The sequence below is a fragment of the Allobosea sp. CRIB-10 genome (assembly GCF_900112185.1).
In the GTDB taxonomy this organism is placed as follows: domain Bacteria; phylum Pseudomonadota; class Alphaproteobacteria; order Rhizobiales; family Beijerinckiaceae; genus Allobosea.
In genome coordinates this window covers 52,151-70,304 of sequence record NZ_FOKP01000007.1, presented here as the reverse complement: position 1 = coordinate 70,304, position 18,154 = coordinate 52,151, and the positions used below count along the sequence as shown (strand labels likewise).

The following is an 18,154-nucleotide window of genomic DNA, read 5'->3' as shown; positions in this document are numbered from 1 at the left end:
TAGGCGTCCCGTGAGTCGTCAATCCGCGATCGAGCGGCCCAGCCTAATACCGAGTTTCTTAATGCGGTGCCAAAGGCTTCTTTCCGCTATGCCTAGCAATTTCGCAGCCCTGACCTGCACGCCATCGTTGCGCCTGAGCGCCTCGATGATGAAATCCCGCTCGATCCGCTCGAGTTCGGCGTCGAGATCGCGAGGGAACGCGTCCCGATCGCTTCTGCGGCTGACGAACAGGTCTTGTGGCAGATCGGCCACATCGATCGTCTGCGTCTTCGCCACGATCACCGCCCGCTCGATGCAGTTGTGCAGCTCGCGGATATTGCCCGGCCAGTCATAGGCGGCCATGGCGGTCATGGCCGCCGGCGAGAACCCGCTCGCGCGCTTGCCCATGCTCTCGGCCAGATCGGCCAGGAAGTGGCCGGCGAGAAGCGGAATGTCGTCGGGCCGGTCTCGCAGAGGCGGCAGCTGGATCGGGAAGACGTTGAGCCGATAGAACAGGTCCTCGCGGAAGCTGCCTTTGTCGACGGCCTGGCGCATGTCCTTATGCGTCGCCGCGACCAGCCTGACGTCGACCGTCTGGGTCCGCGTCGCGCCGACCGGTTCGAAGCTGCGCTCCTGGATCACGCGCAGCAGCTTGGCCTGGATCGGCAGCGGCATGTCGCCGATCTCGTCGAGGAAGAGCGTGCCGCCATCGGCCGCGGCGAAGCGCCCGGTGCGGTTGGCGAGCGCGCCGGTGAAGGCGCCCTTCACATGGCCGAAGAGCTCGCTTTCCAGCAGGGTTTCCGGGATCGCCGCGCAGTTGACCGCGATGAAGGGCTTGTCGCGGCGCGGGCTGTTGAAGTGGATCGCCTTGGCGACCAGCTCCTTGCCGGTACCGCTCTCGCCGTTGAGCAGCACGGTCGCCTTGGTCTCGCAGACTTCGGTGACCTGCTCGATCACCCGGCGGAAGGCGGCGCTGTTGCCGACCAGCGTATCGAAGCTGTAGCGCCCCTCCAGCTCGCCGCGCAGGCGCTCATTGTCCCGCACGATGTCGGCGACGCGCAGGGCGCGCCGAATGGTAGCGGAAACATCCTCGATCTCGAACGGCTTGGCGATGTAGTCGAAAGCCCCTTCCTTCACCAGTTCGACCGCGTCGCGCACCGCGGCGAAGGCAGTGATGACGATGACGGGTACCTCCGGCCAGCGGCTGCGGACCTCGCGCAGCAAGGCGCGCCCATCCATCACCGGCAGCCTGAGATCGGTCAGTACCAGGTCGAAGCGCGTCTGCTCGAGCTCGGTCAGCGCGGCCCGCGCGCTATGAACCGCGGTGGCGCGATAGCCGAGATCCTCCAGCGCCGCGGCCAGCACGTCGGCGAGCCTTACCTCGTCGTCGACCACGAGGATGGAATGGTTCATGCCGCCGCTCCCGGTCTTGCCCGTGGCAGGGTGACGGTGAAGGCGGCTCCCCGCCCCGGCTCGCAAGCGCAGGTGACGGTGCCGCCATGGGCCTCCGCCACGGTCTGGACCTTGGCGAGGCCGAGGCCGGTGCCCTTGGCCTTGGTGGTGAAGAACGGGTTGAAGACCTCCGGCCGGATCGCCTCGGGCACGCCTGGCCCTTCGTCGCGGATCGTCAACGAGACGGTCTCGTCCGTGGCCTTCACACTCGCATGGATCATGCCGCCGTCGGGCATGGCGTCGATCGCGTTGAGAAAGAGGTTCAGGCAAGCCTGATGCAACTGGTCGGGGTCCCCCAGAATGGTCGCCGCCTCGCTGCTGTCCTCGATCGTCAGCTCCACCTTCTGGCGGGAGAATTCGGGTGCCGCGATCGCCGCGACGCGATCGATCACCGCCCGCAGGGGCATCTCGACCTTCAGCGGCGGCTTCGGTTGCGCGAAGTCGAGGAAGTCGCGGACCAGCGTCTCGATCCGCCGCACTTCGTCGACGACATAGCCGAGCATCTTTTCCTCGGCCCCGCCGAGCCTGGCACGATTGCGCACCACCTCCGTCGACGTCTTGATGATCCCGAGCGGATTGCGCACCTCATGGGCGATCACCATCGCCGCCTGGCCGAGCGCCGAGAGCCGGTCGTGGCGCCGCAGCTCCGCCTCCAGCTCGTGCAGCTTGCCGAGCTGCTCGGCCATCCTGTTGAAGCCGGTGGCAAGCTCGACGATCTCGCGCCCGCCACCGGCCGCGACGCGCTGGCCGAAATCCCCTGCCGCGATCGCGCGCACGCCATGGGTCACGGCGCGCAGGGGGCGCACCAAGAGGTCCGAGGTCAGGATGCCGACGACGATCGAGATCGCACTGCCGAGCAGGAAGATGCCGAGGAACAGGCTCTCCCGGCCGAGCTGCTCGAAGAAGCCCGCTTCGCTGCGCATGCCGATGAAGCTGATCGCGGCGAGTTGCCCGTCTATGCCGCGCAGGCTCGAATAGACGGCGCGGTAGGTGCCGGCATCGGCCGCCGGCTCGAAGACCGCTTCCTCTCCGGCTTCGAGCCTCGCCCGCACGCCCGCCGGCACTGTCGTCGTGCGGTCGGGGTGAGTCTGCATCACCAGTTCGAGCTGGTCGTTGAAGAGCGCGAAAAGCCGAATCTCCAGCGAGGTCACGACCTTGATGCCGCCGAAGGAGGCTTCGTCGAGCCAGGTCCCGACCAGGATGTTGGCCGGCTGGCTGCCGATCTGCATGGCCTGGACCGCGCCCGCCATGATCCAGCGCTTGCCGTCGGTCTCGATCCTGAACAGCCCGAGGCCCGATTCCGTCGGCAGCGAGCTGACGCTGCTGAAATCGCGCGTCTTGAACAGGACATCGCCGCCGGGTCGGTAGATCGCGATCAGGTCATAGCCGACGGAACTCAGCACCGCGAACTCGCGCTCGACGGTCCGCTGCATCTTGTGCTCGTCGCTCGCCTGCTCCAGCCGGTGGCCGATCACGCCGGCGACGCGCTGCGCCTCCTGCGTCGCCTCGGCGATCTCGAGCGCGAAGAAGCGCGAGGTCTCGCCGAGCCACTGTTCGACATTCTCCTCGAAGGCATCCGAGATCAGCCTGGCCGCGATATAGGCGGACGCCATCATCGCCGGCACGCTGACCAGCATGAAGCCGATCACCAGCCTGAGTCTGAGCGATGTCATCCGCAGCGACATGGTCGGCGCCCTACCCCTCAACCGCAGCCATCGGCGGGCAGTCCCGGACAGGGTCGCATCATGGCTGGCGCGACCAGGTGTCGTCGTCGCAGATCAGGCCACCGAGCACGCAGCCGCGCACGACCAGGCTGCGGGCCGACGTCAGTTCCAGCGTCGTGCGATAGGTCTTGCCGTCAGCGGGATTGTAGCCCTCGCCCTCCAGCGCCCCCTTCGCTGCCGGCTTGAAGCCGGAGAGCACCTGGAGGCCGAGCAGCGAGCGCTTCCGCAGCCCCTCATTGGGATTGAAGATGTCGAAGCGCGCCTCTTTCAGCCAGACGATCTTGCCGCACAAAGCCGGGCCGCAGCGGCTGATCGCGATCTCCGATTCCCCGTCCGAATCGCGCCAGCGCCCGACGATGTCGCTCATCGGATCGGCATGGGCCGGCAGCGCGGCCATCAGCGCCGCAACAACCACGAAGACCGGACCAAGCCCACGCATTAGTCCTCGCTCCCGAGCAGGATCACGCCTGCGATGATCAATGCGATTCCGCCCGCCCGCACCAGATCGATCTGTTCGCCGAAGGTGAACCAGGCGAACAACGGAACCGTGACATAGACCAGGCCGGTCATCGGGAAGGCGCGGCTGAGCGGCATGTCGCGCAGGATCGCCATCCAGACGACGAAGACGCCGATATAGCCGAGCGTCGCAAACCAGACGCCAGGCAGCGACACCGCCTTCGCCATCATGGCGAGGCCGAACTCCATGTCGCCGATCCCGTCAGCGCCCCATTTGAAGGCGAGCTGCGTGCCGGTGTCGAGCGCGACGAAGATGACCCAGATCGCAAGCTGGCGCGCCCAGGGAGTCGTGGCCGGTGGCGAGATGCTGCTCATGCGGCCTTCTTTCGGGCGATTGCGGCAAGATCGGGATCGAAGCGCTCGAAACCGAGCCAAGGGCTCAAGGAACGCAGCGCCCATTGCAGCGGCGCAAGCCGGTGCCGGACATAGAGGGTCGAGGGCACCAGCCGGCTGCCGAAGCGCAGCTTGGAGGCATAGGCCGTCTGGCCGCTCTGGAGCTTGTCGATGCCGCGCTCCAGGCAGAAGCGGACATTCGCCATCCAGCTCACGGCGTAGAGATTATGCTCGCGGGCCAGCGGGTAGCGCATGCCCAGGAACTTGTCGATCACCCGGTCGGGCTCGACCAGCAGCAGGTTGAAGGCGGCGAGCTCTCCGCCGACCCAGTAGAGCACGAACACCGCCCGCTCGCCGAGCGCGCGCGAGACCGCGCCGAAATAGCCGGGCGGCAGCACTTCGAGCTCGCCATAATCGAGGCCGCTCTTCGCCCGCGTCGCCTCGTAAAGTGCGCCGATCTGGGCCTCCAGCCCGGTGATGTCGGTGTGGAAGGCGATGCGCACCTGGTCCGCCTTGGCGAGCTTGCGCTTGATGTCCTTGCGCGTCGCCGCCGAAAGCGAGGCGAGATAGGCGGTTTCGTCATCGAAAGGCAGGTCGAGCAGCGCGATCGGCAGGCTGCCGAGCCGTGCGAAGCCGGCCTGCTTCAGCACATCGCCGAAGCCCTCTTCCTCGTCCGGCGCGAGGTCCTTCCAGACCACGAGATGCGCGCCCTCCTCGGCTGCCTGCCGCTCCAGCGCGGCGGCGAGCGCCTGGAAGGCGGCATTGCATCCGGCGGCATCGAGCTTCGGGGCGAAACCGAGATGGCAGCGCTCGGCATAGGGCGACCCCACGCAGAGCACCTTCATGGTGACGAGCCCCGGCGCGTGCCGATACAGGGCATCGCCGAAAGCTCTGAGCTTGCCCTGCAACGGCGTGTCGAGCCGGTAGTTCAGCCGGAAGAACGGCGCTACCGCAACGATCTCGTCTGCCTCTTCGACAACCGCGGCCATCATGCGCAGGCCGACGCCGCTCTGCGACGCGGCCGTGTCGCAGGCGCTGTAATAGGCATGGCATTCGGCCTCGCCCGGCAGGCAGGCATCCCAGGCGGCAGGCGCGATCTCCGCGATGCCTTTCAGGATGCGCCCCTTGGCCATGGTCACTCGGCCGCCACGAGCGGCAGCGCCGGCATGCGCGCCTTGGCGAGCCGCGAGGCCAGCGCCAGCGAGCGCTCGATCACGATCTCATGCTGCTGGTCGATGGTGACGAGGTGATAGCTGTCGTCGAGGATGACCGCATCGACCAGCCCGCCGAGCTTGCGCTGGATCTCGAAGGCGTTCTTGAGGTCGGCGATGTCGTCCTCGCGCGGATGGACCAATAGCGCCGGGCATTTGACCAGATGCAGCTCACGCCGGGTGATCGCGATCAGGTCCCACATCTCCTTCAGCGAGCCCGACGGCGTGCCGAGCAGGCCGGCCTCCGCGCTGTCGCCGCTCGCCAGAGACGAGACGACCAAAGCGCGCGTGCGCGTATCCTTGAGTCCATAGGGCTCGCGCTCGACGAAGCGATAGCGCCGCCCGAACGGCGTGTTGATGAACCATTTCAGCAGGAAGGCGTAGCGCGGGATCGACCAGCCATCGTACCAGAAGGTCGGGGCGTAGAGCGCCAGGCCGTCGACCTGGTCGGGGCGCTGGGCGGCGACATGCATCGCCAGCACCGCGCCCATGGAGAGCCCGCCGACGATCACCGTATCGCAGATCTCGCGCATCCGCTCGAGCTCGTCGAAGACGCTCTGCGTCCAGTCGCGCCAGCCGGTGGCGAGGATCTCAGCCTCCCCGGCGCAGTGGCCGGCGAGCTGCGGGCAATGCACGGTATGGCCGACGCGGTGCAGCGCCCGGGCGACGAAGCGCAGTTCGGTCGGCGTGCCGCCAAGGCCGTGGATGAGCAGGAAGCCGGTGCGGTCACCGCCGAGGCGGACGCTAACATCGCGCATGGTCATCGGAACATGTCCGTCAGGCTGTTCTGGCGACGATCATGACGCCGCAGGTGATCAGGAAGGAGCCAAGCCATTGTCGCCGGCCGACGCGCTCGCCGAGGAAGACGGCGCTGGCCAGGGTGATGGCGAGGAAATTGGCGCTGGCGATCGGGAAGGCGATCGAGAGCGGCACCTCGGCGAGGATGCGCAGCCAGATGAAGAACTCGGCGACATAGGTCGCGAGCCCAGCGGTGATCCAGCCGCAGCGGGCCACCGCCGCAGCCGTCGCCCGGAAATCGGCGCCCTGCGGCAGCTTGTCGGCGCCGATCTTGAAGCAGATCTGGCCGGCGACGTCGCAGACGACCGACGCCACGAACCAGAAGATGATCGTCGCGTTCATGACAGCACCCGCTGGAAGCAGTCGATCAGCCGCGCATTGACGCGGGCGTTGACGGAGAGCTGCTCGGGCGTCGGCCTGAAGCGCGGCGGATGGTCGAAATAGGCCAGCGTCGCACGGAAGGGGTCGGTGAAGCGCGGCTCGGACCAGTCGCCGCAGACATCGGCGCCGACGATCCGGCGCTCGCTCGCAAGCCGCTCGACCGCCGTCAGCAGATGGCGCAGCGGCAGCTCGCCCTGGTCCCAGTTGGTGCAGGCTTCACATGGCCCGAGGACGTCCTTGTCGATCGTCAGCCAGACGGCGGTGGTCGGAATCGCAGGGATCAGCTCATCGAGGAAGTCGGGCCAATCCACCTCCGCAAGATTGCGCCAGTGCAGATGCCCGCCCTTCTCGCGGAAGCTCTCGGCGTCGCCATAGCGGCCCCAGACCCGAGAGGGCGCATGCCGCCAAGGGTAAAGCGCGATCCGCCCCTCGGCCACGGCCCTGAGATTGGCGAACTGCCATTCCGGGCGCACGAGATCGTCGCTGCACGGGCCGATCGTCACGACCTTGCACACCAAAGGGAGTTCCAGCGCGCGGTTGACCCAGGCGCCGCAGTTCACCGTAGCCGGAAAGCTGACCCAGTCGGGATGGTTGTCGAAATGCACGACCGTGACCGGCTCCTCGACACGGCCCAGCAGCACCGAGGTGACGTGATGGAAATCACCCGAACCGTAGAAGAAGACGGGCACGCCCCGCCCTTCGCCGTCGCGGCCGCCAAGGCGCTCCAGCAGCTCGGCCTTGGCCCGGCGGCCCGCGACGATGCGCAGGGCGCCGGCAAGATCGGTCGCCTCGATGCGCGCGGCCGTGCCGGCATCGATATGCCGGCGCAGCGGCTCCTGCGCCGCCACGCTACCGTCGAGGTCGATCACGCGCAGGCGCAAGGCCCGTCCCCCTGCTCAGGCGCTGGCGACGCGGGCGAAGAGCTGGTCGAGCAGCTCGATCGCGAGGTCGATCTCGGCGTAACTCATGGTCAAGGCCGGGGCGAGGGTGATGACGTTCTTGTAGTAGCCGCCGATGTCGAGCACGAGGCCAAAGCGCTTGCCGCCGACTTCGAGGTCCGCCTTCATGCCCTCGTCGCACATCATGTCGACCAGCCGCTTCGACGGGGTGAAGCTGTCATGCGGCTCGCAGATCTCGATGCGCAGCGCCATGCCGAGCCCATCGACCTCGCCGACGATTCTGTGGCGACGCTTCAGCCCCTGCAGCCCCTCGAGGAAATACGCGCCCTTGGCCATGACCATGGTCTCGTAATCCTCTTCCTCCATCATCTTCATCGCTTCCAGCGCGACGGCGGTGCCGAGCGGGTTGGCGTTGAAGGTGGAGTGGGTCGAGCCCGGCGGGAACACGGTCGGATTGATCAGCTCTTCCTTGGCCCAGATGCCGGAGAGCGGATTCAGCCCGTTGGTCACCGCCTTGCCGAAGACGATCACGTCCGGCTGCACGCCGAAATGCTCGATCGACCAGAGCTTGCCGGTCCGATAGAAGCCCATCTGGATCTCGTCGACCACGAGCAGGATGCCGTGCTGGTCGAGCACCTTTTTGAGCTCGATGAAGAAGTTCGGCGGCGGGATGACGTAACCGCCCGTGCCCTGCAGCGGCTCGACATAGAAGGCGGCGTATTCAGCCTCGCGAACCTTCGGATCCCAGACGCCGTTGTACTCGCTCTCGAACAGCCGGGCGAACTGCTGCACGCAGTGATGCCCGTACTCTTCCTTGCTCATCCCCTTGGGGCCGCGGAAATGATAGGGGAACGGGATGAAGTGCGCGCGCTCGCCGAAATGGCCGAAGCGGCGGCGATAGCGATAGGACGAGGTGATCGCCGAGGCGCCGAGCGTGCGGCCATGATAGCCGCCCTCGAAGGCGAACATCAGGCTCTTGCCGTGCTTGGCGTTGCGCACGAGCTTGAGCGAATCCTCGACCGCCTGGGCGCCGCCGACATTGAAATGGACGCGGCCCTTGGCGCCGAACTTGCGCTGCGCGTCCTGCGCGATCATCGCCGCGAGCTCGATCTTCTCGCGGTGGAGATATTGGCTCGCCACCTGAGGCAGCGTGTCGATCTGGCGCTTCAGCGCAGTGTTCAGGCGCGGATTGGCGTAGCCGAAATTGACGGCCGAGTACCACATCTGCAGGTCGAGGAAGCGGTTGCCCGCCGCGTCGAGCATGAACGAGCCCTCGCAGCCCGAGAAGATCTTCGGGAACTGCGTGTAGTGGACGGTGTCGCCATGCGAGCAGTATTCGGCCTCGAGCGCGAGCAAGCGAGCCTCTTCCTCGGCCAGCGTCGCCGCCGGCGCGGAGAAAACATCGACCGGCTCGGCGCGGTCGAGCAGGGTGAAGCCGTCATCCATTGATCATGTCCTTGCGTGCAGGGGCTGCCGGTTCGCTCGTGGTGTCCGACAGCAGGGTTTCGAGGAGGCCGACGGCCTCCGAGAAGGTGTTGAACGGGCGATGGCCGATGCCGTTCTCGCGGCAATGCGCGATCAGGCTCTTCTTGGCGAAGACGAGGTCGGCCTGGCCGGCGACGCAGAAATCCGAGCGACCATCGCCGACCAGCAGGGTCAACGGCCGGCTGAGGCTGCTGGCGACGCGGCATTTGCAGGTGCCGCTGGCGCAGCCGCCGGAGGGGTCGGCATGCGGCGAGGTCAGCCGCCAGCGATCGCAGGGCAGCGGCTCGATATGATTGGCGACGACGGTGAGGCCGCTGAGGCCGGCGCGGCCGAGCAGCGCATGGATCGTCCGGTCGAGCCCGTCGGAGACGACGGTGACCGGGATGCCGGCGCGCTGGCACAGCCGCACGAAGGCGGCGAAGCCCCAGTCGATCGCCAGCGACGACACGAAGGTGTCGAACACGTCGGGCGAGGCATGCAGCAGCGCGACCTGGCGCACCATGCATTCGCGCGAGCCAATCTTGCCGGCGACCCAATCGGCCTCGATCTCTTCCCAGCCCGGTTCCGCGAAACGCTGCAGCACGCGGTCGGTGGTATCCTCGCGTGAGATGGTTCCGTCGAAATCGACGATTGCCTGCCAGTTCATGCCCGCTGCGCTCCAGCCAGTCCGCGCGCCGCTCAGCAACCCTCGTGCCACACACCAAGTCTTTGAAATATCGTGAAGAAGGAAGCCAAGGCCTTGGTCTGAAGCTCCTGTCTTTTGGAGAAGGCTCCATTTTTTGGAGCCGCATATTCAGTCTATGAACCGGGAACTTGCCCGGGGATTGCCTGGCAACCGGGCTCTCGCACGAAAGCCGAACAAGAGGGCTGGCCGGAGTCGACAGCCCCAGCCGGTTTGCCTCTTGCCCCAGCGCGAACGATTCGAACCGCCAAAGGTCGGCTGGCGACACAAACCGTCTTGACTCATCGTCGAGCCGGCGTATTGTTTCAATAATTGCAACTTAAGTTCCATTTTTTGGAACTTTTTTTTGGAAGCAACCCGGATGTCCATCCTGACGGCAGCCGCAGACGTGCTTCGTTGCTTCTCCAGCACGCGTCACGACGTTACCGTGACCGACCTCGTGACCCTGCTCGGCATGCCCAAAAGCAATGCCTCGCGCCTGCTACGGGCGATGCGCGACGAGGGGCTGCTGGAAACGGTCGGCGACAGCAAACATTACCGTCCTTCGCTGCTGCTCGCGCAGGTCGGCCAGCTCTATCGCTTCGCCGCTTCGCTGATAGACCGGGCCGATGCCGTGGTCGGACGCGTCTCCGACCAGATCGGCCATACCGGCTATATCAGCGTGCGCCGCGGCACCGAGGTCATTGCGGCCACCGCCCATCCCGGCCGGCATGCGCTTAGGGTCGTCACATCGATCGGCGATCGCATCCCGGCCTTCGCTTCCAGCACCGGGCGCGCTCTGCTCGCCCGGCTTTCGGACGCCGAGGTCCGCGCGCTCTATCCGGAGGGCTTCACCGCCCCGTCCGAGACCGCGCCGCGCGACATGGACGAGTTGCTGGAGCGACTGGCCGAGACCCGCCGTGCCGGCTTCGCTGAATCCCATGACGAAGCCGTGCGCGGCGTCCGCGCCATCTCGGTCGGCCTCGGCGATGCCGCGACCGGCGACGAGGTCGCGCTCTGCATCACTTTCCCGGCAGCGACGGTCGAGCCGGGCGAGCGTCTCACCATCATCCGGTCCCTGGCCGAAGGCGCCGCCGAGATCGCGGCGCTGACCCAGGACAAGCGCTTCTTCCCCTTGAACCTCTCATATTCGGAGACTGCTCCATGAGCAATCGCTGGCGCATCGGCTTCGACATCGGCGGCACCTTCACCGACTTCATCCTCTATGACGGTGAGGAGCGCTCGGTCCGGCTGCACAAGCGCCTGACCACCCCGCACGATCCGTCCGAGGCGGCCCTGATCGGCCTTGGCGAGCTCACCGAGATGGCCGGGATCACGCTCGCCGATGTCGGCGACATCGTCCACGGCACGACTTTGGTCACCAACGCCGTGATCGAGCGCAAGGGCTCCAAGCTCGGGCTGATCACCACGAAGGGCTTCCGCGACATCCTCGAAATGGGGACCGAGCAGCGCTACGATATCTACGATCTGTTCCTGACCTTCCCCGACCCGCTGGTCTCGCGCGAACATCGTCTCGAAGTGCCCGAGCGCATGGACCGCGACGGCAAGGTCGTGACCGCCCTCGATGCCGACGCCGTGCGCAAGGCCGCCCGCGAGCTCGCCGCCGCCGGCTGCGAGGCGATCGCGATCTGCTTCCTCAACAGCTATCGCAACCCCGCCCATGAGCAGGAAGCCGGCCGCATCGCCCGCGAGACCTGCCCGGAGCTGACCGTCTCGCTGTCGAGCGAGGTCGTCGCCGAGATCTGGGAATACCAGCGCTTCGTCACCACCGCCGCCAACGCCTATGTCCAGCCGCTGATGCGGCGCTATCTGGAGCGGCTGGAGCGCGAGCTCGCCGCCCGCTCCTTCCGCGGCGCGCTCCGCCTGATGCATTCGGCCGGCGGCCTGGTCTCGCCCGAGACCGCCCGCACCTTCCCGATCCGCCTGCTCGAAAGCGGCCCGGCTGGCGGCGGCCTCGCCACGGCCCTGTTCGGCGAGCTCGCCGGCCACAAGGACGTGATCTCCTTCGACATGGGCGGCACCACCGCGAAGGCCTGCATGATCGAGGACGGCCGCGCCGAGATCGCGCCGATGCTCGAAGCCGGCCGCGTCAACCGCTTCGCCAAGGGCTCCGGCCTGCCGATCAAGGCGCCGGTGATCGACATGATCGAGATCGGCGCCGGCGGCGGCTCGATCGCGGCGATCGACGAGGTCGGCCTGCTCAAGGTCGGCCCGCATTCGGCCGGCTCCGATCCCGGCCCGGCCTGCTACGGCATGGGCGGCGTGAAGCCGACCGTGACCGACGCCAATCTCGTGCTCGGCTATTACGATCCCGGCTTCTTCCTCGGCGGGCGCATGGCGCTCGATCTGGACGCCGCGCGCAAGGCCGTCGCCACTGTGGCAGAGCCGCTCGGCCTTTCCATCGAGGAAGCCGCCTGGGGCATCCACAAGGTCGTGGTCGAGAGCATGGGCGCCGCCGCCCGCGTCCATCTCGTCGAGAAGGGCAAGGACCCGCGCCATTACGCCATGGTCGGCTTCGGCGGCGCCGGCCCGGCCCATGCCGTCGACGTCGCCCGCGTGCTCGGCGTCAAGCAGGTCATCATCCCGCCGGCCTCGGGCGCGGCCTCGGCGCTCGGCTTCCTGGCGGCCCCGCTCTCCTTCGACATGGTGCGCTCACTGCCGGTCGAGTTCTCGGAGGGCTTCGACGCCGCCGCGGTCAACCACGTGCTGACCGCGCTGGAAGAGGAAGGCCGCAAGCACCTGATCGAAGCCGGCGTGAAGCCCGGCGACGTCACGGTCGAGCGCTCGGCCGATATGCGCCTCGTCGGCCAGATGCACGACATTTCCGTGCCGCTGCCGTCAGGCGCAATCGACGCGTCCAGCTTGGAAGCGATCCGCGCCGCCTTCAGCAAGACCTATTCGGCCCGCTACACCTCGGTCTACGAGGGCGCCCGGCTGGAAGCGATCAACTTCCGCGTCCGCTGCGCCGGCCCGGTGCCCACGCTCTCGCTTTCCGGCGCGGCCGGCGGTGGCGACGCCACGGCAAAGGTCAAGGGCACGCGCCGCGCCTGGTTCGAGGGCGGCTGGAGCGAGGCCACCGTCTATGACCGCTACGCCCTGCGCGCCGGTGATGCCATCAAGGGGCCTGCGATCATCGAGGAGCGCGAGGCGACCACGATCGTGCCGCCCGGCGACAGTGTCGCGATCGACGATGTCCTGAACCTGATCATCCATGTCGGCCAGGCCAGCGCGGCCGAGACCACGATCACCGCCGACATGCCGCTGGCCGAGGCTGCGCGGCGCATCGAGGCCGACCCGATCTCGCTGGAGATCATGTGGAGCCGGATGATCAACGTCGTCGAGGAGATGTGGCTGACCGTCTGCCGCACCGCCTTCTCGCTGGTGATCTCGGAGGCGCAGGACTTCGCCTGCGAGCTGCTCGATCCCGAGGGCGAGACGCTCGCGCACAGCCCACGCGCCATGCCGGTCTTCAACCTGACGCTGCCGCGCGCGGTCAAGGCGCTGCTGGAGCGCTATCCGGCGCAGACGCTGAAGCCGGGCGACGTGCTGATCACCAACGACCCCTGGCTCTGCGCCGGCCATCTCTTCGACATCGCCATCGTCACCCCGGTGTTCTTGGGCAACCGCGTCGTCGGCCTGATGGGCACGGTCGGCCATGTCTCCGACATCGGCGGCACCAAGGATTCGTTGCGAGCCCGCGAGGTCTATGAGGAAGGCTTCCAGATCCCGCCCATGAAGCTCTACGAAGCCGGCAGGATCAACGAGACCCTGGTCAGGCTGCTCGCCGAGAACGTGCGCAATTCCGAGCAGGTGCTCGGCGACCTGCACTCCTTCGTCGCCGCCAATGCGATCGGCGCCGAGCGGCTGCAGTCCTTCCTCACCGATTACGGCATGCAGGACCTCAGGGCACTGGCCCATGTCGTGCAGAGCCGCTCCGAGAAGGCGATGCGGGAGGCCATCCGGGCGCTGCCGGACGGCACCTACCATAGCACCGTCTCGAACAATCCGCTCGGCACGCCGATGACCTATCCGCTAGCGCTGACGGTCAAGGACGACACCATCCATCTCGACTTCGCCGGCGCGCCGCCGCAGCTGCCGCAGGGCGGGCTGAACTGCACGCTCAACTACACGATGGCGCACGCCACCTACCCGCTGAAATGCATGCTGACGCCGTCGGTGCGCGGCAATGCCGGCTGCTATCGCGCCTTCTCGATCGATGCCCCCAAGGGCTCGATCCTGAACTGCGACAAGCCGCTGGCGGTCAATTTGCGCACCCGCACCGGCTGGTATCTGGCACCGAACATCTTCCGCGCCCTGTCGCAGGCGGCGCCGAAGCAGGTGCAGGCCTTCACCGGCCTGCCGGTGGCGGCGAGCGTCTATGGCCGCGACCAGGCCGGCGACACCTATTCCGACATGCTCTTCGTCGGCGGCGGCCAGGGCGGCTCGGCCCATGGCGACGGTAAGTCCGGCCTGCTCTATCCGACCTCGGCGGCCAACACCTCGATCGAGACCTTCGAATCGCGCGTGCCGGTGCTGGTGGTCGAGAAGACCTATCTCATCGACTCCGGCGGCGCCGGCCGCCAGCGCGGCGGCCTCGGCCAGCGCGTGCGCCTGCGCAAGCTCTCCGATGACGGTTTGCCGACGCTGGTCTCACTCTATCCGGAAGGAGTCAACAATCCGATCCCGGGCCTGTTCGAGGGCAAGGCCGGCGGCGGTGCTTCCGGCCGGGTCATCGACGAGCAGGGTCATGTCCTCAAGGACGTCGGCACCGGCGAACTCGTCCAGGTCAAGCAGCCGCATGAGATCGTCGAGCTCGTGCTTGCCGGCGGCGCCGGCTACGGCCCGGCCTCCGAGCGCTCCCGCGAAGCGATCGCCCGCGACATCGGGCTCGGCCTCGTCTCGCCGGAAGCGGCCAGGCGCGATTACGGCATGCATGTCGCCCATGCCTCCCAGGATGTCGGCGAAGCAAAGACCGGCATCCTTGTTGCCTGACTGATCAAGCGAAAGACGCCCGCACGGGCCAATGAGGGGATCGAGGCATGACGACGCAAAATGACGGAGTGCCTCAGCGGCACCCCAGCCTGTTCGAGCCGGCGACGCTGGTGCTGATCGCGATCCTCTGCGTCTTCGGCGCGATCATCGGGATGCAGCTGCTGGTGTCGCTGGGGATCACCGCCAACACCTCGCTGATCGGCGCGCTCGCCGCCATGGCACTGGCGCGCGTGCCGCTCGCGATCTTCGCGCGCTATCGCTCGATCCACGTCCAGAACCTGGCCCAGAGCGCGATCTCCTCGGCCACCTTCGGCGCCGCCAACAGCCTGCTGCTGCCGGTCGGCATTCCCTGGCTGCTCGGTCGGCCGGACCTGGTCCTGCCGATGCTGGCCGGCGCCTTCTTCGCCATGCTGCTCGACGGCTATCTGCTCTATCGGATGTTCGATTCCCGCGTCTTCCCGGCGACCGGCGCCTGGCCGCCGGGCGTCGCCGCCGCCGAGGCGATCAAGGCAGGCGACGAGGGCGGCCGCAAGGCGGTGCTGATGGGCATCGGTTTCGTCACCGCCATCGTCACCGGCTTCATCAAGGTGCCGCTGGCCTGGATCGGCTTTGCGGGCTCGACCGCCGTCTCCGGCATTCCGATGTCCGCCTTCGGCGTCGCCTTCATCGGCAATATCTGGGCGCTGGCCATGTTCGGCATCGGCCTGCTGCTGCGCGGCTATTCCGGCCAGATCTTCGGCGGGCCGCTCTTCGAGACCATCATTCCGAAGGGCGACCTGATGGCCGCCTATATCCCGCACGGCTTCATGATCGGCGCCGGCCTCGTCGCGCTGCTGCAGGTCGGCCTGCTGCTCTTCCGCCGCGACGAAGCCCAGAAGCAGGCCGAGGCCGCGTCCGGCACCACCGATGCCGAGGTGAAGCGGGCGCTCGGCCTCGGCACGATCGGCTATCTCGTCATCGCCGTCTTCATCGCTGTTGTCGGCGGGCTGATGACCGACATGTCGATCGGCATGCTGATCCTGTTCGTGCTCTACGCCGCCTTCGCCGCCTATGTGCATGAACTGATCGTCGGCCTCGCCGCGATGCATTCCGGCTGGTTCCCGGCCTTCGCGGTGGCGCTGATCACCCTGATCATCGGCATGCTCCTCGGCTTCCCGATGCCGGCGCTGGCCCTGCTCGTCGGCTTCTCGGCCGCGACCGGCCCCGCCTTCGCCGATATGGGCTACGACCTCAAGGCTGGCCACCTCTTGCGCGGCAACGGCGTCGATCCGGCCTTCGAGCGCGAAGGCCGCCGCCAGCAGCTCTTTGCCGCGATGTTCGCCTTCGTCGTCGCCGGCGCGGTCGTGCTGGTCTCCTACCAGTCCTTCTTCGACCGGAACCTCGTCGCCCCCGTCGACAAGGTCTATGCCGCGACGATCAAGGCCGGCGTCGCGCCCGGCGTCGCCTGGCAGCTCTTCCTCTGGGCGATCCCCGGCGCGATCCTGCAATTCGTCGGCGGGCCGAAGCGCCAGATCGGCGTGCTCTTCGCCACCGGCCTCCTGATCAACTTCCCGATGGCGGGCTGGGCGGTGCTGGCCGGCATCCTCTGCCGGCTCATCTGGGAGAAGCTGCGCGGCGCCGACGGCGAAGGCGACATGGAGGTCTTCGCCGCCGGCATCATCGCCGGTGACGCGATCTTCTCCTTCTTCGATTCCGTCTCGAAGAATTTTCTCAAACGCTGAGAACGAAGAGGCCCGGGCCGATGACGGCCCGGGCCTCCTGTTTTCGGGAAGGAAGGACCTCTCCCCTCCGTCAGATCACCCGGCGCGGATCAAGCGCGTCGCGCAGGCCGTCGCCGATGAAGTTGATCGACAGGACGGTCAGGAAGATCGCCGCACCGGGGAATAGCGCCCAGTGCGGCGCGGAGTCGAGATGGTCCTTGGCGTCGAAGAGCAGACGCCCCCAGGTCGGGATGTCCGGCGGGAAGCCGAGGCCGAGGAAGGACAGCGTCGATTCCGCGATGATCGCCGAGGAAACCTCGATCGTCGAGGCGACGATGACCGGTCCGACCGCGTTGGGCAGGATGTGCCGCGTCATCTGGCGGAACTTGGTGGCGCCCTGAGCCTTGGCGGCCTCGACGAACTCCTTCTCGCGCAGCGAGAGGAACTGCGCCCTGACCAGCCGCGCGACCGGCATCCAGCGCAGGCCGCCGATCACCACGACGATCAGGATGAAGACACCGCCCTCGACGCCGAACACCGCCTTGAGCTGCTCGCGGAACAGGTAGATCACGAGCAGCAGCAGCGGCAGCTGTGGCAGCGACAGGAAGAGGTCCGTCACCCACATCAGCACGGGGTCGGCGACCTTGCGCGACATGCCTGCCGTCGCGCCGATCACGACGCCGACAGTGGTCGCGACCACCATGGCGGCGAGGCCGACGGCGAGCGAGATGCGCCCGCCATACATCATCCGCGCCAGGATATCCTGGCCGAGATCGTCGGTGCCGAACGGATGCGCCAGCGACGGCCCCTGCAACGTCGCCGAGAAGTCGATGTCGTTGATCGGGATGGTCCAGATCCACGGGCCGACGACGACGCCGAGGATCAGCGAGGCGAGGATGACCGCGCTCGCCATGGCGAGCTTGTGGCGGCGGAAACGCCGCCAGGTTTCGCGGCCGGGCGAGACCGATACGGTCGCGGCGGCCACTGCGGCCACGGCCGGGTCAGCCGAAGGAGATGCGAGGGTCGAGCCAGCCATAGAGCAGGTCCGCAATGAGGTTGAACAGGACGACCAGGCAGGCGAAGACGAAGGTCACAGCCATGATCACGGGGGTGTCGTTGGCGAGGATCGCGTCGATCAGCAGCGAGCCGATGCCGGGGATCCGGAAGATCTGCTCGGTGACGATGGCGCCGCCGAAGACGGCAGGCATCTGCAGCGCGACCAGCGTCACGACGGGGATCAGCGCATTGCGGGTGATGTGCCGCAGCGTGACCCGCTTCTCGCTGAGGCCCTTGGCCCGCGCCGTGGTGACGTAGTCCAGCCGGATCACGTCGAGCACGGCTGAGCGGACATAGCGCGTATACGACGCCGCCTGGAACAGGCCGAGCACGGTGATCGGCATGATCGCCTGGCGGAACATCTCCCAATACCAGCGCCAGCCGGTGGCGGCGATGTCGGAGCGGTAGACGAAGGGGAACCAGTCGAGCTTGATCGAGAACAGCAGGATCAGCAGCAGGCCAGTGAAAAAGGTCGGCAACGAGAAGCCGACGAAGGCCAGCGTGTTGGCGATCTGGTCAAAGACCGAATAGGGCCGCGTCGCCGCGTAGATGCCGACCGGCAGCGCGATGCACAGCGCCAGGATCTGCGAGGTGCCGACGACGAAGAGCGTGGTCGGCACGCGCTGCATGATCAGGGTATCGACATCGATCCGGCTGGCGAAGGAGAAGCCCCAGTCGCCCTGCGCCATGGCGGAAAGCCAGCGCAGATAGCGCACCATGATCGGGTCGTTGAGGCCGAAGCTGGCGCGCAGCGCTTCGCGCACTTCGGGCGGGACGTTGGGGTTTGTCGCCATCTCCGAGAACGGATCGCCCGGCGCCAGCGCCAGGACCGTGAACAGGATCAGGCTGATGCCGAGCAGGCTCGGTATGGCGATGAGCAATCGCCGCAGAAGATAAGTCGCCATCAAGGATTCCCGGAAAGCGGGGTGTCGCAAAAGCGAGCCGC

General features: G+C 67.2%; 15 protein-coding genes. 3 read left to right on the top strand and 12 right to left on the bottom strand.

The window, feature by feature from the left end; genetic code table 11:
• Positions 1–18: 18 nt before the first annotated feature.
• The 10 genes from BMZ69_RS11465 to BMZ69_RS11420 form a co-directional block, all read right to left on the bottom strand.
• Positions 19–1,392 (bottom strand): sigma-54-dependent transcriptional regulator, encoded by a 1,374-nt coding sequence (locus BMZ69_RS11465; protein WP_092156768.1) that lies wholly within the window; start codon positions 1,390–1,392, stop codon positions 19–21.
• On the bottom strand, positions 1,389–3,104 hold the full coding sequence (locus BMZ69_RS11460) for a sensor histidine kinase (RefSeq protein ID WP_175506766.1): 1,716 nt from the start codon (positions 3,102–3,104) through the stop codon (positions 1,389–1,391). The genes BMZ69_RS11465 and BMZ69_RS11460 overlap by 4 nt, the downstream gene beginning before the upstream one ends.
• 70 nt (positions 3,105–3,174) lie before the next feature.
• Complete coding sequence (locus BMZ69_RS11455; protein WP_092156766.1) at positions 3,175–3,594, bottom strand: DUF2147 domain-containing protein; 420 nt, start codon at positions 3,592–3,594, stop codon at positions 3,175–3,177.
• A complete protein-coding gene (locus tag BMZ69_RS11450) occupies positions 3,594–3,986 on the bottom strand; it encodes an EamA family transporter (RefSeq protein ID WP_092156765.1) in 393 nt (130 codons plus the stop codon). Before BMZ69_RS11450 ends, BMZ69_RS11455 begins: the two co-directional genes overlap by 1 nt.
• Positions 3,983–5,137 (bottom strand): GNAT family N-acetyltransferase, encoded by a 1,155-nt coding sequence (locus BMZ69_RS11445; protein WP_092156764.1) that lies wholly within the window; start codon positions 5,135–5,137, stop codon positions 3,983–3,985. The genes BMZ69_RS11450 and BMZ69_RS11445 overlap by 4 nt, the downstream gene beginning before the upstream one ends.
• A gap of 2 nt (positions 5,138–5,139) precedes the next feature.
• A complete protein-coding gene (locus BMZ69_RS11440) occupies positions 5,140–5,979 on the bottom strand; it encodes an alpha/beta hydrolase (RefSeq protein WP_092156763.1) in 840 nt (279 codons plus the stop codon).
• Positions 5,980–5,992: 13 nt separating this feature from the next.
• A complete protein-coding gene (locus tag BMZ69_RS11435; protein ID WP_092156762.1) occupies positions 5,993–6,355 on the bottom strand; it encodes an EamA family transporter in 363 nt (120 codons plus the stop codon).
• On the bottom strand, positions 6,352–7,275 hold the full coding sequence (locus BMZ69_RS11430) for an arginase family protein (RefSeq protein WP_092156761.1): 924 nt from the start codon (positions 7,273–7,275) through the stop codon (positions 6,352–6,354). Before BMZ69_RS11430 ends, BMZ69_RS11435 begins: the two co-directional genes overlap by 4 nt.
• Positions 7,276–7,290: 15 nt before the next feature.
• Complete coding sequence (locus BMZ69_RS11425; RefSeq protein WP_092156760.1) at positions 7,291–8,739, bottom strand: aspartate aminotransferase family protein; 1,449 nt, start codon at positions 8,737–8,739, stop codon at positions 7,291–7,293.
• The gene (locus BMZ69_RS11420) at positions 8,732–9,424 is read right to left on the bottom strand and encodes an MtnX-like HAD-IB family phosphatase (protein ID WP_092156759.1); all 693 of its coding nucleotides are present in this window, start codon (positions 9,422–9,424) and stop codon (positions 8,732–8,734) included. Before BMZ69_RS11420 ends, BMZ69_RS11425 begins: the two co-directional genes overlap by 8 nt.
• Before the next feature lie 397 nt (positions 9,425–9,821).
• Here BMZ69_RS11420 and BMZ69_RS11415 point away from each other — a divergent pair, with 397 nt between their 5' ends.
• Genes BMZ69_RS11415 through BMZ69_RS11405 form a run of 3 tightly spaced genes read left to right on the top strand, consistent with a single transcriptional unit; the run spans position 9,822 to position 16,173 of the window.
• Entirely contained in the window at positions 9,822–10,607 is a 786-nt protein-coding gene (locus BMZ69_RS11415; RefSeq protein WP_092156758.1) for an IclR family transcriptional regulator, read from the top strand.
• Positions 10,604–14,452, top strand: a complete 3,849-nt coding sequence (locus tag BMZ69_RS11410) for a hydantoinase B/oxoprolinase family protein (RefSeq protein WP_092156757.1) — start codon at positions 10,604–10,606, stop codon at positions 14,450–14,452. Before BMZ69_RS11415 ends, BMZ69_RS11410 begins: the two co-directional genes overlap by 4 nt.
• A gap of 47 nt (positions 14,453–14,499) precedes the next feature.
• Positions 14,500–16,173: an OPT/YSL family transporter gene (locus BMZ69_RS11405; RefSeq protein ID WP_092156756.1), complete on the top strand. Its 1,674-nt coding sequence runs from the start codon at positions 14,500–14,502 to the stop codon at positions 16,171–16,173.
• A gap of 70 nt (positions 16,174–16,243) precedes the next feature.
• Here BMZ69_RS11405 and BMZ69_RS11400 read toward each other — a convergent pair whose 3' ends face one another.
• Positions 16,244–17,188: an ABC transporter permease gene (locus tag BMZ69_RS11400; RefSeq protein ID WP_092156755.1), complete on the bottom strand. Its 945-nt coding sequence runs from the start codon at positions 17,186–17,188 to the stop codon at positions 16,244–16,246.
• Positions 17,154–18,113 carry an ABC transporter permease gene (locus BMZ69_RS11395; protein WP_092156754.1) on the bottom strand — a complete coding sequence of 320 codons (960 nt, stop codon included), beginning with the start codon at positions 18,111–18,113 and terminating at the stop codon, positions 17,154–17,156. The genes BMZ69_RS11400 and BMZ69_RS11395 overlap by 35 nt, the downstream gene beginning before the upstream one ends.
• Positions 18,114–18,154 lie beyond the last annotated feature (41 nt).

Bases quoted from the DNA above. Each gene is read 5' to 3' on its own strand.
- BMZ69_RS11445 (WP_092156764.1), bottom strand. From the start codon at position 5,137: ATGGCCAAGGGGCGCATCCTGAAAGGCATCGCGGAGATCGCGCCTGCC.
- BMZ69_RS11410 (WP_092156757.1), top strand. From the start codon at position 10,604: ATGAGCAATCGCTGGCGCATCGGCTTCGACATCGGCGGCACCTTCACC.
- BMZ69_RS11465 (WP_092156768.1), bottom strand. From the start codon at position 1,392: ATGAACCATTCCATCCTCGTGGTCGACGACGAGGTAAGGCTCGCCGAC.
- BMZ69_RS11440 (WP_092156763.1), bottom strand. From the start codon at position 5,979: ATGACCATGCGCGATGTTAGCGTCCGCCTCGGCGGTGACCGCACCGGC.
- BMZ69_RS11415 (WP_092156758.1), top strand. From the start codon at position 9,822: ATGTCCATCCTGACGGCAGCCGCAGACGTGCTTCGTTGCTTCTCCAGC.
- BMZ69_RS11405 (WP_092156756.1), top strand. From the start codon at position 14,500: ATGACGACGCAAAATGACGGAGTGCCTCAGCGGCACCCCAGCCTGTTC.
- BMZ69_RS11400 (WP_092156755.1), bottom strand. From the start codon at position 17,188: ATGGCTGGCTCGACCCTCGCATCTCCTTCGGCTGACCCGGCCGTGGCC.
- BMZ69_RS11425 (WP_092156760.1), bottom strand. From the start codon at position 8,739: ATGGATGACGGCTTCACCCTGCTCGACCGCGCCGAGCCGGTCGATGTT.
- BMZ69_RS11420 (WP_092156759.1), bottom strand. From the start codon at position 9,424: ATGAACTGGCAGGCAATCGTCGATTTCGACGGAACCATCTCACGCGAG.
- BMZ69_RS11395 (WP_092156754.1), bottom strand. From the start codon at position 18,113: ATGGCGACTTATCTTCTGCGGCGATTGCTCATCGCCATACCGAGCCTG.
- BMZ69_RS11460 (WP_175506766.1), bottom strand. From the start codon at position 3,104: ATGACATCGCTCAGACTCAGGCTGGTGATCGGCTTCATGCTGGTCAGC.
- BMZ69_RS11455 (WP_092156766.1), bottom strand. From the start codon at position 3,594: ATGCGTGGGCTTGGTCCGGTCTTCGTGGTTGTTGCGGCGCTGATGGCC.
- BMZ69_RS11435 (WP_092156762.1), bottom strand. From the start codon at position 6,355: ATGAACGCGACGATCATCTTCTGGTTCGTGGCGTCGGTCGTCTGCGAC.
- BMZ69_RS11450 (WP_092156765.1), bottom strand. From the start codon at position 3,986: ATGAGCAGCATCTCGCCACCGGCCACGACTCCCTGGGCGCGCCAGCTT.